Annotated in this window: 17 protein-coding genes; 2 read left to right on the top strand and 15 right to left on the bottom strand. The window is 74.7% G+C overall.

The features are described from left to right. Nucleotides 1–9 precede the first annotated feature (9 nt). The 6 genes from paaE to ACIOHG_RS01645 all read right to left on the bottom strand — a co-directional run bounded on the left by paaE (nt 10) and on the right by ACIOHG_RS01645 (nt 5360). Complete coding sequence (paaE, locus tag ACIOHG_RS01620; protein WP_400944101.1) at nt 10–1077, bottom strand: 1,2-phenylacetyl-CoA epoxidase subunit PaaE; 1068 nt, start codon at nt 1075–1077, stop codon at nt 10–12. Continuing rightward, complete coding sequence (paaD, locus tag ACIOHG_RS01625; protein ID WP_400944103.1) at nt 1077–1574, bottom strand: 1,2-phenylacetyl-CoA epoxidase subunit PaaD; 498 nt, start codon at nt 1572–1574, stop codon at nt 1077–1079. Before paaD ends, paaE begins: the two co-directional genes overlap by 1 nt. Then, nucleotides 1574–2455 (bottom strand): 1,2-phenylacetyl-CoA epoxidase subunit PaaC, encoded by an 882-nt coding sequence (paaC, locus tag ACIOHG_RS01630; protein ID WP_400944105.1) that lies wholly within the window; start codon nt 2453–2455, stop codon nt 1574–1576. Before paaC ends, paaD begins: the two co-directional genes overlap by 1 nt. Nucleotides 2456–2502: 47 nt before the next feature. Further along, a complete protein-coding gene (gene paaB / locus ACIOHG_RS01635) occupies nt 2503–2796 on the bottom strand; it encodes a 1,2-phenylacetyl-CoA epoxidase subunit PaaB (protein WP_400704637.1) in 294 nt (97 codons plus the stop codon). Beyond that, nucleotides 2793–3764, bottom strand: a complete 972-nt coding sequence (gene paaA, locus ACIOHG_RS01640; protein WP_400944107.1) for a 1,2-phenylacetyl-CoA epoxidase subunit PaaA — start codon at nt 3762–3764, stop codon at nt 2793–2795. Before paaA ends, paaB begins: the two co-directional genes overlap by 4 nt. A 156-nt stretch (nt 3765–3920) precedes the next feature. Continuing rightward, the gene (locus tag ACIOHG_RS01645) at nt 3921–5360 is read right to left on the bottom strand and encodes a M20 family metallopeptidase (protein ID WP_400944109.1); all 1440 of its coding nucleotides are present in this window, start codon (nt 5358–5360) and stop codon (nt 3921–3923) included. Nucleotides 5361–5920: 560 nt separating this feature from the next. Between ACIOHG_RS01645 and ACIOHG_RS01650 the strand changes: the two genes are divergently transcribed. After that, nucleotides 5921–6829 carry an ADP-ribosylglycohydrolase family protein gene (locus ACIOHG_RS01650; RefSeq protein ID WP_400944111.1) on the top strand — a complete coding sequence of 303 codons (909 nt, stop codon included), beginning with the start codon at nt 5921–5923 and terminating at the stop codon, nt 6827–6829. A gap of 90 nt (nt 6830–6919) precedes the next feature. On the opposite strand, the gene ACIOHG_RS01655 is transcribed toward ACIOHG_RS01650, so the two are convergent. The 7 genes from ACIOHG_RS01655 to ACIOHG_RS01685 all read right to left on the bottom strand — a co-directional run bounded on the left by ACIOHG_RS01655 (nt 6920) and on the right by ACIOHG_RS01685 (nt 11572). After that, on the bottom strand, nt 6920–7183 hold the full coding sequence (locus ACIOHG_RS01655; RefSeq protein WP_400944113.1) for a GlsB/YeaQ/YmgE family stress response membrane protein: 264 nt from the start codon (nt 7181–7183) through the stop codon (nt 6920–6922). Between the two features lie 135 nt (nt 7184–7318). Next, on the bottom strand, nt 7319–8026 hold the full coding sequence (locus tag ACIOHG_RS01660) for a DUF6230 family protein (RefSeq protein WP_400944115.1): 708 nt from the start codon (nt 8024–8026) through the stop codon (nt 7319–7321). After that, nucleotides 8023–8691, bottom strand: a complete 669-nt coding sequence (locus tag ACIOHG_RS01665) for a hypothetical protein (RefSeq protein ID WP_400944117.1) — start codon at nt 8689–8691, stop codon at nt 8023–8025. Before ACIOHG_RS01665 ends, ACIOHG_RS01660 begins: the two co-directional genes overlap by 4 nt. Further along, the gene (locus ACIOHG_RS01670; RefSeq protein ID WP_400944119.1) at nt 8688–9134 is read right to left on the bottom strand and encodes a DUF6114 domain-containing protein; all 447 of its coding nucleotides are present in this window, start codon (nt 9132–9134) and stop codon (nt 8688–8690) included. The genes ACIOHG_RS01665 and ACIOHG_RS01670 overlap by 4 nt, the downstream gene beginning before the upstream one ends. Then, nucleotides 9128–9901, bottom strand: coding sequence for a DUF6230 family protein (locus tag ACIOHG_RS01675; protein ID WP_400944121.1), 774 nt, complete (start codon nt 9899–9901; stop codon nt 9128–9130). The genes ACIOHG_RS01670 and ACIOHG_RS01675 overlap by 7 nt, the downstream gene beginning before the upstream one ends. A 182-nt stretch (nt 9902–10083) precedes the next feature. Further along, nucleotides 10084–10581 carry a DUF6114 domain-containing protein gene (locus tag ACIOHG_RS01680; protein WP_400944123.1) on the bottom strand — a complete coding sequence of 166 codons (498 nt, stop codon included), beginning with the start codon at nt 10579–10581 and terminating at the stop codon, nt 10084–10086. Between the two features lie 238 nt (nt 10582–10819). Beyond that, nucleotides 10820–11572 (bottom strand): cholesterol esterase, encoded by a 753-nt coding sequence (locus ACIOHG_RS01685; RefSeq protein ID WP_400944125.1) that lies wholly within the window; start codon nt 11570–11572, stop codon nt 10820–10822. A gap of 232 nt (nt 11573–11804) precedes the next feature. On the opposite strand from ACIOHG_RS01685, the gene ACIOHG_RS01690 reads away from it, so the two are divergent. After that, nucleotides 11805–12395 (top strand): TetR family transcriptional regulator, encoded by a 591-nt coding sequence (locus tag ACIOHG_RS01690; RefSeq protein ID WP_400944126.1) that lies wholly within the window; start codon nt 11805–11807, stop codon nt 12393–12395. Nucleotides 12396–12722: 327 nt separating this feature from the next. On the opposite strand, the gene lepB is transcribed toward ACIOHG_RS01690, so the two are convergent. After that, nucleotides 12723–13454: a signal peptidase I gene (gene lepB / locus ACIOHG_RS01695; RefSeq protein WP_400944128.1), complete on the bottom strand. Its 732-nt coding sequence runs from the start codon at nt 13452–13454 to the stop codon at nt 12723–12725. A gap of 228 nt (nt 13455–13682) precedes the next feature. Next, nucleotides 13683–14342, bottom strand: coding sequence for a TetR/AcrR family transcriptional regulator (locus tag ACIOHG_RS01700; RefSeq protein ID WP_400944130.1), 660 nt, complete (start codon nt 14340–14342; stop codon nt 13683–13685). Nucleotides 14343–14431: the final 89 nt, after the last annotated feature.

A 14431-nucleotide genomic window follows, 5' to 3' on the forward strand; every position in this document is an offset into this window, starting at 1 on the left:
CCCGGCCCGCTACCGGTCGTAGTCGACGGTGACCCGGTCGGAGACCGGGCGGGCCTGGCAGGTGAGCACGTAGCCGGCCTCGATCTCGGACTCCTCCAGGGCGAAGTTGCGCCGCATCTCGACCTTGCCGTCGCGGACCAGCGCCCGGCAGGTGCCGCAGACGCCGCCCTTGCAGGCGAACGGCAGGTCGGGGCGGGCGCGTTGGGCGCCGTCCAGGACGGAGCGGTCGCGCGGCAGGGCGAGGGTGCTGGAGCGGCCGTCGAGGATGACGGTGACCTCGCTGGCGGCGGCGTCCGGCTCGGGTTCGGGGTGCCGTTCCTCGGGGCGCTCGTCCTCGGCGTGGAACAGCTCCTGGTGCACCCGCCCGGCGGGGACGCCGAGTGCGGCCAGCAGCTCGCGGGCCCCGGTGACCAGGCCGAACGGCCCGCACAGCCACCAGTGGTCGACGGCGGGGACGTCGACCAGGGCGGCCAGCAGGGCCCGCACCCGGTCGGGGTCGAGCCGGCCGCTGAGCAGTTCGGCGTCCCGGCTCTCCCGGGAGAGCACGTGCACCAGCTGGAAGCGGCCGAGGTACTGGTCCTTCAGGTCGGCCAGCTCGTCGGCGAACATCACGGTGTCGCTGCGCCGGTTGCCGTACAGCAGGGTGACCCGGGAGTCCGGGTTCCCGGCCAGCACGGAGGCGGCGATCGACAGCATGGGGGTGATGCCGGAGCCGGCCGCGATCAGCACGTGCTCGGCGGCCTCGGCCGGGTCGGCGGTGAACAGGCCGCCGGGGGGCAGGACTTCGACGCTCTCGCCGACCTCGGCCTGCTGGACCAGCCAGTGCGAGAACAGGCCGCCGGGGACCTCGCGGACGGCGATCCGCAGCGGGCCGCCGACCGGCGAGCAGAGCGAGTAGGAGCGGCGCTCGTCGGCGCCGTCGACAAGTCGGCGCAGGGTGAGGGTCTGGCCGGGGCGGAACGCGAACTCCTCGGCCAGCTCGGCGGGAACGTCGAAGGTCACCGCGACGGCGTCCTCGCAGAGCCGTTCCAGGGCGCCGATCGGCAGCGGGTGGAACCGCGGGCGGCGGACGGCCATCAGATCTCCTTGATCCGGTCGAAGGGTTCCCGGCAACTGCGGCACCGCCACAGCGACTTGCAGGCGGTGGAGCCGAACCGGGACAGCTCCTCGGTGTCGGTGGAGCCGCACTGCGGGCAGGCCACCGTCCGCCGGGTGGGGCCGAGGTGCAGCAGCCCGCCGGGGGCGGGCCGGACCCCGGGGTCGGGCGGGGCGATGCCCGCCGCGGCAAGCTTGCGGCGGCCCTCGGGGCTGATCCGGTCGCTGGACCACGGCGGGTCGATCCGCAGCCGCACCTCGACCCGGGCGAACCCGGCGGCGCGCAGCCGGCGGGCCACGTCGGCGGCCATCTCGGCGATCGCCGGGCAGCCCGAGTAGGTGGGCGTCAGCCAGGCCGTGACGGCGCCGCCGTCCTCCTCGACCCCGGCCAGCACGCCGAGGTCGGCCAGTGTCAGCATGGGCAGTTCGGGGTCGGGGACGGCGGCCGCGACCTCGCGGGCCCGCTCCAGGGTGCTCATCACCACGTCGCCCCCGGGTGCGCCCGGGCCAGCACCTGGAGTTCGGCCAGCAGCGGGCCCAGCGCCTCGGTGTGCACGCCGTGCCGGCCGGCCCGCCCGTTGACGTAGGCCCGCCCGGCGACCTCGGGCACGGGCAGCGTCGCCTCCGTCAACACCCGTTCCAGACTGGCCAGTACGGGGGTGCGCAGCTCGGACGGGTCGACGCCGAGCCGGAGTTCGACCTCGTGCGGGGTGAACAGCTCCTCCAGCCAGGGCCAGAGGCCGTCCAGGGCGTCGCGCATCCGGCCGTGCGAGTGCGCGGTGCCGTCGCCGAGCCGGACCGTCCAGGACTCGGCGTACTCGCGGTGGTACGCCAACTCCTTGACGCCGAGCGCCGCGACGGCCGCCAGCACCGGGTCGGCGTGGCCGGCCAGTCGGCGGTACAGCTCCTCGCGGGCGGTGGCGAACAGCAGCAGCCGGACCACACACTGCGCGAAGTCGCCGTTCTCCAGCTCGACCAGCCGGACGTTGCGGTACGCCGACTCCTCGCGCCAGTAGGCGAGTTCGTCCTCGCTGCGGCCGGTGCCGTCCAGCTGGCCGGAGCGGGTGAGCAGGCGGCGGGCCTGGCCGAGCAGGTCGAGGCCGAGGTTGGCGAGCGCCACCTCCTCCTCCAACTCCGGCGCCCGGGTGATCCATTGGATCAGCCGCTGGGACAGCACCAGGGCGTCGTCGCCGAGCATCAGGCAGTACGCGGCGAGGTCGGCCGGGTCGATCCCGGCCGGCGGGGCGGCGTCCACGCCCAGCAGCGGGTCGGCGAACCCGGTGCCGTACGCCCAGCGGGCCTCGCCGTCCGGCCCCTGCTCCGCCTCGGCCAGCGAGAGGTACACGTGGTCGTCGCTCATGTCGTCTTCCCTGCTCGGTGGTTGGCGGTCCACGGCCTGACGTTCCGTCAGATGTGCGGGACGTCCTCGGGGATCGGGTAGAAGGTGGGGTGCCGGTACACCTTGTCGCCGCTCGGCTCGAAGAACGGGTCCTGCTCGTCCGGGCTGGAGGCGGTGATCGCGTCCGAACGGACCACCCACAGGCTGACGCCCTCGTTGCGCCGGGTGTAGACGTCCCGGGCCGCCAGCAGCGCCATCCGGTCGTCGGCGGCGTGCAGCGACCCCACGTGCACGTGGTTCAGCCCGCGCCGGGGCCGGACGAACACCTCGTACAGCGGCCAGGCCGCGCGTTCCCCGCTCATGCCGAACTCCCTTCCCGCGCCGCCCGCTTGGCGGCGTACGCGGACGCCGCCTCGCGCACCCAGGCGCCGTTCTCGTGGGCCTCGCGGCGGCGCTCGATCCGCTGCGCGTTGCACGGCCCCTGGCCCTTGATCACCTGCTGCAGCTCCGACCAGTCCGGCTCGCCGAAGTCCCAGCCGCCGCGCTCCTCATTCCAGGCCAGCGCCGGGTCCGGCAGCGTCACGCCGAGGTGCTGGGCCTGCGGGACGGTCATGTCGACGAAGCGCTGCCGGAGCTCGTCGTTGCTGTGCCGCTTGATCCGCCAGGCCATCGAGCGCTCGCTGTTCGGCGAGGCCCCGTCCGGCGGGCCGAACATCATCAGCGACGGCCACCACCAGCGGTCCACCGCGTCCTGCACCATGGCGCGCTGCGCGTCCGTGCCCGCCATCAGCGTCATCAGCAGCTCGTAGCCCTGCCGCTGGTGGAAGGACTCCTCCTTGCAGATCCGCACCATCGCCCGGGCGTACGGCCCGTAGCTGCACCGGCACAGCGGCACCTGGTTGCAGATCGCGGCGCCGTCCACCAGCCAGCCGATCACGCCGACGTCGGCGAAGGTCAGCGTCGGGTAGTTGAAGATCGAGGAGTACTTCTGCCGGCCGTCGATCAGCTTCTCGGTCAGCTCGGCGCGGTCGACCCCGAGGGTCTCCGCCGCCGCGTACAGGTACAGCCCGTGCCCGGCCTCGTCCTGCGCCTTCGCCAGCAGGATCGCCTTGCGGCGCAGCGAGGGGGCCCTGGTCAGCCAGTTGCCCTCCGGCTGCATGCCGATGATCTCCGAGTGGGCGTGCTGCGCGATCTGCCGCACCAGCGTGGCCCGGTAGGCCTCGGGCATCCAGTCCCGGGGCTCCACCCGCTGCTCGGCCGCGATCACCGCGTCGAACCGCTCCTGCGTCTCCATCGCCCACCTCCCGACTGACCGTTCGGTCGGGTCCATTCTGTACACAGCGGCCCGGCAGTGGCAAGGAGCCCGGCAGCAGCAGGGCCCGAGGAACGGGGCGGCAGCGGCAAGAGCGGGGCGGCCCGCGGGTACGGCGCCGCCCGGCGGGGCGACGGCTGGGGGGCCGTCGTGCCGCCGGGCGGGGTGTCGCGGTCAGCGGTCGCGGAGCCTGGGGAGGGGGACGGCCAGCAGGGCGGCCAGCAGCGCGATCCGGGGGCCGAGTTGGTCGACCCGGAGGTGTTCGTGGCGGGCGTGCGGGCCGCCGCCGACCGCGCCGAGGCCGTCCAGGGTGGGCAGGCCCCTGGCGCCGGCCAGGTTGGTGTCGCCCGCCCCGCCGGCCGGGGCCCCGTCCAGGTGCTGGCCGAGCGCGGCGGCCAGCGAACGGACGTGCCGGAGCAGCGGGTTGCCGGTGCGCTCGGGCCAGGCGGGGCGGCTGGAGAGCACTTCGGTGCGGACGTCCGCCCCCGGCCGGTTCGCGGTCAGGTGGGCGAGCGTGTCGAGGGTGCGGCGCTGCGCCTCGGTGGTGGCGAAGCGCAGCCCGAGTTCGGCCTCGGCCCGGCCGGCGATGACGTTGGCGCGGGTGCCGCCGTCGATCCGTCCGGTGTTGAGTTCGGTGCCGGGCTGGTGGGCCAGTCCACGCACGGTGATCAGCTGGTCGACCAGTTCGTCGATCGCGGAGACGCCGTCGGCGGCGTCGTTGCCGGCGTGCGCCTCGCGGCCGGTGACGGTGAGCCGGACCCGGGTGGAGCCGCGGCGGGCGGTCTTCAGCCGGCCGTCGGGGTGCCCGGGTTCGAGCCCGAGGACGGCCGCGGCGCCGCGCAGGTGCCGTTCGACCTGGCGGCGGCCGTCGGGGCTGCCGATCTCCTCGTCGGAGACCACGATCATCCGGACCGGGCGGTGCGGGCGCTGCCCGAGGTCGGCGAGCAGCGCGAACGCGCCCTCCAGCAGGGCGAGTCCGCCCTTCATGTCGAGGATGCCGGGGCCGCTGAGCCGGCCGTCGCGCTCCTCGACCGGCCAGTCGGCGAGGGTGCCGACCGGCCACACGGTGTCGTGGTGGCCGACCACCAGCAGGTGCGGCAGCTCCTCGTGCCGGCCGGGCCAGTCGAGCACCAGGTGGTCGCCGTGCTCGCAGCGCTCCCGGACGGCGGTGGCCCCGGTGGCTGCGTAGCCGGCGGCGAGCTCCTCGGCAAGGGCGTTCAGCCGGGGCGCGTCGCCGGACGGGGACTCGATCCCGGCGAGGTCCGCGCAGCGCTTGCGGACGGCCGCGGCGAGGGTCCTGGCCCGCGAGGTGAGGGTTCGCGGGAGGCCCGGCAGGGCGGCGGTGGGGGCCGGGTCGGGCGTCCCGGCGGTGACGGCGGTCGCTGTGGCGCTTGCCGTGCTGGTGGCCGCGGCGGCCACCGGTGGTGCGGCGGCGGGCAGTTCGGCCGGGGGCGGAGCGGTGGTCACGCCCGGCACGGCGGTCGCGGTCCGGGCCTCGCTGCGGGCCTCGCTGCGGGCCTCGCTGCGGGTCTCGCTGCGCGCGACGACTCCGGCGTGCTGCGGTTCGGGGGCTTCGACGGGGCGCGGCTCGGGGGCCACGGTATGGGGACTCACCGATCACCCCCGGCGGGATGCGGGGCACTGGGAGGTATCGGCGGGGCCACGCGCGGCGTCGGGCTCGGTCGCTGCGTACGGTGCGACCTGGTGCTGGGCAACACTGCGTCCTCCTCGCTGGGTCCGCGGCTCCGGCTCGGCCCGGAGCCCGGGGACGTCGGTCTCCTGTCCTCGGCGCGGACGGGCACCGCGAACAGGGGACCGATGAGCGAGCCTAGAAGATCGGTTCGTCTCCCTGCGAGGTGGCCTGCCGCTCCGCGCATCGCGCCCGGTCCGGAGGGTGTGCGCCCGGCGGACGTCGTTCCTCCGGGGGGCGCGCACGGGCCGGGCCCGGCGTGGCGAGCGGGACGCGATCTTCCGAGTGCGTCCGCCTCCCACCTTGGACCCCCGCGGGCGGTTCGGCAGCGCGAACCGCCCACGATCGAGCGAACCCCATCCGATCGATGACACCGGATCAGCCTTTGGTACCAGTCGGGAAATCGGTTGGCACACCGTCCGACCGGGCTGGGACGATCGCCCTCGTTCCTCGCGTCCGCCTCGATTCCCACCGGGAGACCCCGATGTCCGCCCACCGCCCCGTCCCGCCGTCCGTGCTGCGCAGCCTGCGCGGCCTGGCCCTGGGCGACGCGTTCGGGGATCGCTGGTTCCACCCGCCGGTGGACGAGTCCTCGGCCGCGGTGGCGGCCCGGCTGGTCCGGCCCGGCCCCTGGTACTGGACGGACGACACCGCGATGGCGCTGGTCCTGACCCGGCACCTGGCGGCCCGCGGCGAGGTCCGACCGGCCGCGCTGGCCCGGGAGTTCGCAGCCGAGTACACCGCCGTCCCGCACCGCAAGTACGGGCCGTCGATGCACCGGGTGCTGCGCGCCGTGCAGGAGGGCGCCGACCACGTCGCCGTCACCTCGGCGCTGTTCGGCGGCCAGGGCTCGCACGGCAACGGCGCGGCGATGCGGGTGGCGCCGCTGGGCGCCTGGTTCGCGGACGACCTCGCAGCGGTCGCCGAGCAGGCCCGGCTCCAGGCCGCCGCCACGCACGCGCACCCGGAGGCGGCGGCGGGCGCGGTCGCCGCCGCGCTGGCCGCGGCATTCGCGGTCCGGGGGCGCGGGTCGGCCGCGCCCGGCCGGGCCGAGTTCCTGCGGGAGGTCGCGGGCCTGCTGCCGGACAGCGACGTCCGCTCCGGCCTGCGGGTCGCCGCCCGGCTCCCCGCCGGCACCTCGGTGCGGCACGCCGCGACGGTGCTCGGCTCCGGCTACCGGGTCTCCGCGCAGGACACCGTGCCGTTCGCGCTCTGGTCCGCGGCCGGCCACCTCGACGACCTGGTCGAGGCGCTCTGGCAGACCCTGCTCGGCTGGGGCGACCTGGACACCACCTGCGCGATCGCCGCCGGGGTGGTCGCCGCCCGCACCGGCCCGGACGGCGTCCCCGCGGGCTGGCTCGCCGCGCAGGAGCCGCTGCCCGCCCTCGGGTAGTACGAGGTGCCGCGCGGACGTGCCGGAGGGCCGGGAGCCCGCTCGTGGCTCCCGGCCCTCCGCCGTTCCCGCGGCGCTGCCGCGGCGCGCTCAGTCGCGCTTGCCGAACACCAGCCGGTAGGCGACCAGCAGGACCAGTGCGCCCGCGATCGCCGAGATCCAGGTCGGAAGGTCGAAGAAGTGCACGTTGATGGACTTGTGCAGGAGCTTCGAGGAGAGCCAGCCGCCGATGAAGGAGCCGGCGACGCCGATGAGGGTGGTGACGATGAAGCCGCCCGGGTCCTTGCCCGGCAGCAGAAGCTTCGCAATGGCTCCGGCGAGGAGCCCGAGGATGATCCAGCTGACGATTCCCATACCGTTCTCCTGCCCTGCGGCACGTCGGGCAACCCCGGTGGCCCGTTGCCGGGGAGGACGCGGCGGGGCGACCGTCCGGTTCCGGCCGCCGCCCGGCGGGTCGTCCGGGCGGCGCCGGCGGGCCGCCGGCCGGGGTCACCGGGTGCCGGGTGTGCCGGTCGGGGCGGGTGGGGCGGGGCAGTCGACGGCACCGGGCTTGACGGCGATGCCGAGGCCCGGCGTGCTGAGCAGGCCCGGCAGTTGGAGGTCGTGGACGGTCGCGGTGACCTGGTCGAACTTGGCGTAACCCGCCTGGATGCCGAAGCGGTGCTGCGGGCTGTTCAGCGGGTTGGGCAGGTAGCCCCCGGCGCCGTCGCCGACCGTGGTGGTGTCGGGCCCGTTGATGTTGAGGTCGACCAGACCGTCCATGTCGAGCACGCCCGTCGCGCTGCGCAGGTCCAGCACCGTGTTCTGGGTGGTGATCTCCCAGCTGCCCGGGTTGCTGTCGCCGAGAGTGATCATCAGGGTGTAGGTGGCGCCGAGGATCTGCTGCTTCTGGGACAGGCAGAGCCCGTTGATGGTGCCTTGGGCGAACCCCATCCGGAGCGGGTGCGCGGTGCCGGTGGTGCCGTCCGGGCGGGTGTACTGCTGGTCGACGACGGCGGCCGCGTAGTGGGTGCCGTACAGGCTGCTGGTGGTGAGCTGGACGGTGCCGCTCTGGATCTGCAGCCCGGCGGCGAGCGCGCCGCTGCCCATCGCCTGCCCGAGCGCACCGGCCGCGAGCAGCGCCGGGAGTGCCACCGCCCCGGCCCGCCGCCACCGGACGCCGCCGAACTCCTGCTCCTGGTCCGTGAGTTCGTTCATGGGCTGGTGACCGTGATGGTGCCGGGCAGGTGGACGGGGTTGTTGGTGGAGTCGAGCGCGGCGTGGTCGTCGATGGTCTGGATGCCGTAGATGTCGCCGGTGAACTTCGTTGCCCCGGCGTCGAGTTTGATGAACGAACCGAAGAAGTTCAGCAGGCCCTGGATGCCACAGATCTCGAACAGCACGGTGACGCAGATGTTGCTGATGTCGCCCCACATCATGGTGGTCTCGGGCTGGCCCGCCTGGTCGAGGCCGCCGAGCGAACCGGTGCCGGGCACCGAGATGGTGAGCGCGGTGCCGTCCGGGGCGGTGTGCGCGACCTGCATGTTGGAGCGGACCGCCAGCTGGGTGAAGGTGTACTGGGTGGTGGTGCGGGTGGTCCCGTCGGAGAGCCGGATGGTGACGTTGTTCTTCACGCTCAGCCCGACCGCCTTGAGGCTGGCGATGGTGACGTGCATCGGCGTCGGCGTGGGCAGGAACGGCATCCCGAGCGGCTGCGGTTCGCCGGGCAGCGACTGCACCGCCCCGGTGAGCGCGGCCCCCGCCGTCCCCTTCGGCGTTGCGGCGGCGGCGTGTTCACCGCTCCCCGGGCCGGCGGCCACCGCGACCAGCACCGCCAACGTCCCCACCACTACTGCCGCCGAACGCATCTGACGTATCGTCATTTCACTTTCTCCGCAACGGACTTGCGGCGCGTCCCCCAGCCGGCCGTCATCGCGCCGCCGAGGATGCCGAGCAGCATCCCCACCAGGAAGCCGCCCAGATTGGAGACCACCAGGGAGACCACGGCGAGCACGGTGCCGATCAGGCCGAAGGTGACCCGCTGCCCGGGCGCGACCAGCGGGATCAGCCCGCAGAGCATCATGCCGCCGCCGACCAGGTACCCGGCCAGCGCGTTGAAGCCGGTGACGGTGACCAGGTGGATCGCGCCGAGCGAGAACTTCAGCACCGTCCAGCCGCCGACCACCAGCCACAGCCCGCCCCAGAACGGCCTGGTCCGGCGGAACGCCCGGAACCAGCGCCAGGCCGCGAGCACGCCCCCGACGGCGCGGTGCGGGCCGGTCCGGTCGGCCGCCCGGAGGTCCCGGCCCGCGCGGGCCGTCAGCACGAGGTCGCCGATCCGGGCACGACCCGGATGTTGAGCGCGGGCAGGGTCAGCGAACCGGCGATCTCGGCGGTGTACGCGGAGGCGTTCAGCCCGGCCAGGTTGACGGTGCTGCCGCCCGGCCCGGACCCCGCCGAGCCCAGGCCGAAACCGCCCGCCTGCGCACCGTTGAGCGCCTGCCCCGCGACCATCACCTGGTCCGCGGACATCCCCAGCACCGCGTTCTGCAACGTCGTGCTCCCCGACGCGGTGAGCGTCGGGGCCTCGATGTACAGGTTGGACGCGTTGATGTCGGTCGTCACGGTGGCGGGCGGGGCGGCGGTGACGGTCTGACCCGCCGTCAGCAGCAGCGAGTAGGGCACCCCCGCGAACGACTGGTGGACGATGCCGCACAGCCCCGCGAGCCCCGCGCTGGCGAACCCGACCCGGGCCATCGCGGTCGTGGTCGAGGTGCTACCGTTCGCGGCCTCCACCGGAGGGGTGTTCAGGATCGCGCCGAACCCGGTGCCCGACACCCCGTTCGAGGTCAGCGTGAACGGCGAGTTGGTGACGTTGAAGCTCGCGGCCAGCGCCCCGTTCGCCATCGCCCCGCCGAGCGCCCCGGCCGTCAGCGCGGCGGGCAGCAGCACCGCCACCGAACGCCCCCACCGGGTCCCCTGCCGGGGCCCGTCGGCGGCCAGGGCCAGCATCCGGCCGTTCCAGTCGACCGCCCCGACAACGGCGGGCCGGGCCAGCGCCCGCAACCGGGTGGTCCAACGCAACTGGTTCATGTGTCATCTTTCCGGTGCGAGGGTGGAGTTGACCGCGTGGAGTTGACCGCTCGGACGGGAGCGGGGGGCGGGGCGGGGGCGGTGACGCCGTACGACCGCTTGTGGAGCGAACGGCCCGCGCGTCGGGCGGCGACGCGGCCGGTGCGCGTGCTGCGCGTGGCGTGCTGCGCGTGGCGTGCGGCTCAGGCGGTGGCCGTGGCGGCCGGGCCGAGGTCGGTGCCGCCGTCCGGTCGGCCGCCGTGGTCGCCGCCCTCGCCGCTGCCGCCGTCCTGCAGCCGGTTGCGGCGCAGCCACCCGCGGCGGCCGGGCTTCTCCGGCATCCAGCCGATCGCCATCGATCCGCCGAGGACGGCGAGGAACATGCCGACGAAGAAACCGCCGAGGTTGCTGAGCGGGAAGGACGCGACGCCGACGATGACGGCGATGATGCCGGCCGTGAACCGCTGTCCGGGCAGCAGCAGGATCAGTCCGGCCAGGGCGATCAGGATGGCCCCGGCCGCCATGCCGCTGACGCCGCCGATGCCGACGTGCAGCAGTTTGCCGACGGGGGCGAGCGGCAGGTAGAGGATGACGAAGCCGCCGAGCGCCGTCCACAGCGCGGCCCAGAACGGCCGGGTGCGGCGCCACCGGCGCAGGGCGAGCCGGACGCGGTTCAGCGTCGGCAGCGGGTTGCGGGCCATGGGGTCTCCCTGTCGTGGCAGCACGTCGAACTGTCTTGCGGTGGGGGGAAGGCGAGGGGAAGTCGGCGCCCGAGGGGCCGGCCTCCGGGGGCGCGGTCGGACGGGACCGGCCTCCGGACGGGGGCCCCGGGGGGGACGGGAGCTCCGGGGGACGGGGCCCCGGAGGCGGTGGCCGGGGATGGTGTCCGGGCGGGGCGGACCTGGTCGGCGCGCCCCGCCCGGCGTTTCCGAGGGGGCGTCAGCAGTCGCTGCCGCCCACGCCCTTGCCCGCGGTGTCGCCGTTGGCGAGGTTGATGGCGAGGTTGGGCAGGGTGATGGCGCCGCCGATGGTGGCGCCGTTGGCGTTGGCCCGCAGGCCGGAGATGTCGGTCTCGCCACCGGTGGCGTCGAGGCCGAACTGGCCGGCGGTGCCGTCGCTGATGCCGGTGCCCTTGATGTTGGCGCTGTCGGCCGCCGCACCGATCTGGTTGGGGGTGGTGGCGGTGGCGTTCAGCGTGGCGGTGGCGCCCTTGACGGCCTGGGCGTCCAGGATCAGGTTGTTCGCCTGCAGGCCCTGGCCGGCGGCGAGTTGGGCGGTGGTCAGCGGAGTGGTCGCGGCGGGCGAGGTGATGTTCAGCGACCACGTGCCGACGGTGCCGATGACCGGGAGGTTGACCGACTGGACGGCGTGGATGCAGATGCCGTCCAGCCCCGCCTTGGGCAGACCGACCTCGGCCGCGGCGGTGGGGCTGCCCGCGGTGACGGTGGTGAGCACCGCGCCGATGCCCTTGGGGGCGGCGACCGTGGTCGAGGAGAGCGTGAACGGGACGCTGGTCAGCGAGAGGTTCGCGGCCAGCACGCCCTGCGCCATCGCCACGGTCATCGCGGCGACCACGGCGGTGGCGGGCAGCCCGATCAGCGCGGACCGCCGCCACCGGGTGACGCCCCGCTGCTCGGTGGCGGCAGTCGGCGCCTCGGGTCCGGCCGCGGTGCTTCTGGACTCGTCCTGCATGGGGGTCTCCAAGCGTCGTCCGGCGCGAACTCGCGTCCGGGAGCGGGGAATTGCGGTGGTGTGCACATGCCGCCGCCGGGTCGCCGACCCCGGGAGCCCATCCCTAGTCCCCCGGAGCGCTTTACAGGTTGCGGCAATGTGTCCAGAACGTAAGCACTACTAGATGGGGTGTCAATAGAACGTGCAGCGCCCGTGACACGGCCCGCCGCCACCGCGTCGCTATGCTCGGCCGATGGCATGGATCAGGGAGACCGTCCGCTCGCTGCTGCGCGAGCGACTGCTCGACACGGCGGGCGAACTCGTCGCCGCCGAGGGCTTCGACCGGCTCCGGATGACCCAGGTCGCGGCGGTGGCGGGCGTGAGCCGGCAGACCGTCTACAACGAGTTCGGCTCCAAGGACGCGCTCGGCGAGGCGCTGTTCGGACGCGAGTTGGAACGCTGCCTGCTCGGCATCCGGCAGCACCTGGACGCGCACCGCGCCGACCCCCGGGCCGCCGCCGAGGCCGCCGCCCTGTTCACCCTCCGCCTGGCTGGCGGCAACCCGCTGGCCCGCGCCATGCTGACCGCCGCCCGAGACGGCGAGGACGGCCTGCTGGCCCACCTCACCACCCGGGCCGAGCCGGTCTTCGAGACCGCCTCCGCGATGCTCGACGCCTACGCGGCCGAGGTCTGGCCCGCCATCGACCCCGACTCCCGGGCCCTGGCCGCCGACACCGTGGTCCGCCTCACCGCCAGCCACGTCGTCCAGGGCGCGGCCACCCCCGAGGACTCCGCCCGCCGGATCGCCGAAGTCTTCGTCCGGGTCACCGGCCTGGCCGGATAGCGCTTTCCGACTGGGCCGACACCACCGTGCGCCTGCGCGGGCAAGCGTTTTCCCGCTGGGTGCCGGGCCGCGCCGCCCCACGCCGACCCAACCGGAAAGCGCCTTCCGAACAGGCCGGGCAAGCACTTTCCCGCACCGCTCCAGGCCGCGCCGAACCACGCCGAACCACGCCGAACCACGCCGAACCAACTGGTAAGCGCTTTCCGTATCGTCCCGGCAAGCGCTTTCCCACCCCGCCCTGATACGCCGTCACCCCAAGCGGAAAGCGCCTTCCACGGCCCGCAGGACAGCGCTTTCCCGCACCGGGCGCAGCCGGGCCCGGCCCGGTCAGTGGGGCTCGGGGGCCTGGGTCGGGACGAGGGTCGCAGTTCCGTCGAGCGGGCCGAGCGCGGCCGGTGGCCAGACCCGCCAGAGCACTCGGCCGCTGACGGTGGACAGGTCGCCCCAGCCGTAGGTGCGGGAGTCGTCCGAGCCGTCGGGGTTGTCACCGAGCACGAACAGCCGGTCCGGCGGGACGAGTTGGGGTGCACCGGCCGGCTGCTTGCGGCCGTCGGCGGCGCAGCAGGGGGTGGCATGCCGGTTCTGGCCGTGCCAGGCGGGCAGGTCGACCCGGTACCACTGGCCGGTGCCGCCGGGTTGGACCAGGACGGCGGGGGCGGTGCCGTCCGGCGGGGCGAGGATCTCCACCCGGTCGCCGGGCAGGCCGATCACCCGCTTGACCATGGTGGTCTGCCGTCCCGGGGTGCGGAGCAGCACCACGTCGAAGCGTTCGGCGCGGCCGCCGCTGCCGGGGGCGGTGAGCAGTCGCTGCCCGTCGGCGAGCGTCGGCTGCATGCTGTGGCCGTCGACCCGGACGGCGAGCGCCGCGACCGCGACCCCGGCGACCAGCGCGGCCGCCAGCAGGACGGCGGCGCCGGCCCCCGCGATCCGCCACCGCGAACGCGACGGCGGCCGTCCGGCGCTCCCGGCGGAACCGGCAGCCCCCCGCTCCGCGTTCCTGCCCGTCCGAGGCCCGTCCGTCCGAGGCCCCTCCGTCCTGGTCGCCGCCCTCCCGGTCACCGCCCTCCCGGTCACCGCCCTCCCGGATGGCTGCCTCCCGGGGCCGTCGCCACCAGGTCCGCTGCTCCCGGGTCGGTCGCTCCCGGGCTGGTCCGTTGCCATCGTCCAGCTCCCCCTGCCGATGCTGCCCGGCGCTCGCGGTGCCGGAGGTCCGGTGTGTGGCGGTGAGCGTGACGGGGCGGGTGATCGACTGTCAAGACTCCAGGTCGTCCGGGTCGGAAGTCCGGGTCAGGACCCCGGGTGCGGCGGGAGGTCGAGGGCGGTGCGGACGGCGGGCCAGTGGGCCGGGTCGGCGACGGCGCTCTCCAGGACCCGGTAGGCGGTGCTCTCGCAGAGTTCGACCAGGTCGTCGTGGGTGAGGGCGGCTCCGGCCAGCCAGCCGAGCACGGCCTCCTCCATGAAGGCCAGCCAGCCGGCGACGGCGAGTTCGACCCGGGCGGTGCGTTCGGCGCCGGCGGCGGCGACCGCGCCGGCGATCCAGTCGCCGAGGGTGGCGCGGGCGGTGCGGTGCAGGGTGGCCATCCGGCCGGGGCCGCCCCGGGCGCCGTGCCGGACCACGGCCTGGTACAGCGTGGGATGCCGGGCCACGAAGTCGGTGAACCGCTCGATGCCGGTGCGCAGTTGGGCGGAGGGACTGAGCCGGGGGTCGGGGGCGACGTACTCCAGCAGTTCCCGGCCGACCAGTTCGACCACGGCGTCCCGGAAGCCGCGCTGGGAGCCGAAGTAGTGGAACAGCAGCCCCGGGGAGACCCCGGCCTGTTCGGCGGCGGATTCCACCGAGACTTCGTCCAGACCCCGTTCACGCATCAACTCCCGTGCGGAGTCGAGTATTTGCGCGCGCCGCTGGTCTGCGGTGAGCCGCCGCGCCGGGACCGGGGAGGAAGGCATTCGCGCATCGTATTGACTTCCCGGGCCGCGTCGCTACTTTTGAGTACTGCTCAACAGCTCTTGAGTCCCGCTCAACAGCGGCCGCCACC

This window comes from Kitasatospora sp. NPDC088134, from assembly GCF_044741705.1.
Lineage (GTDB): Bacteria > Actinomycetota > Actinomycetes > Streptomycetales > Streptomycetaceae > Kitasatospora.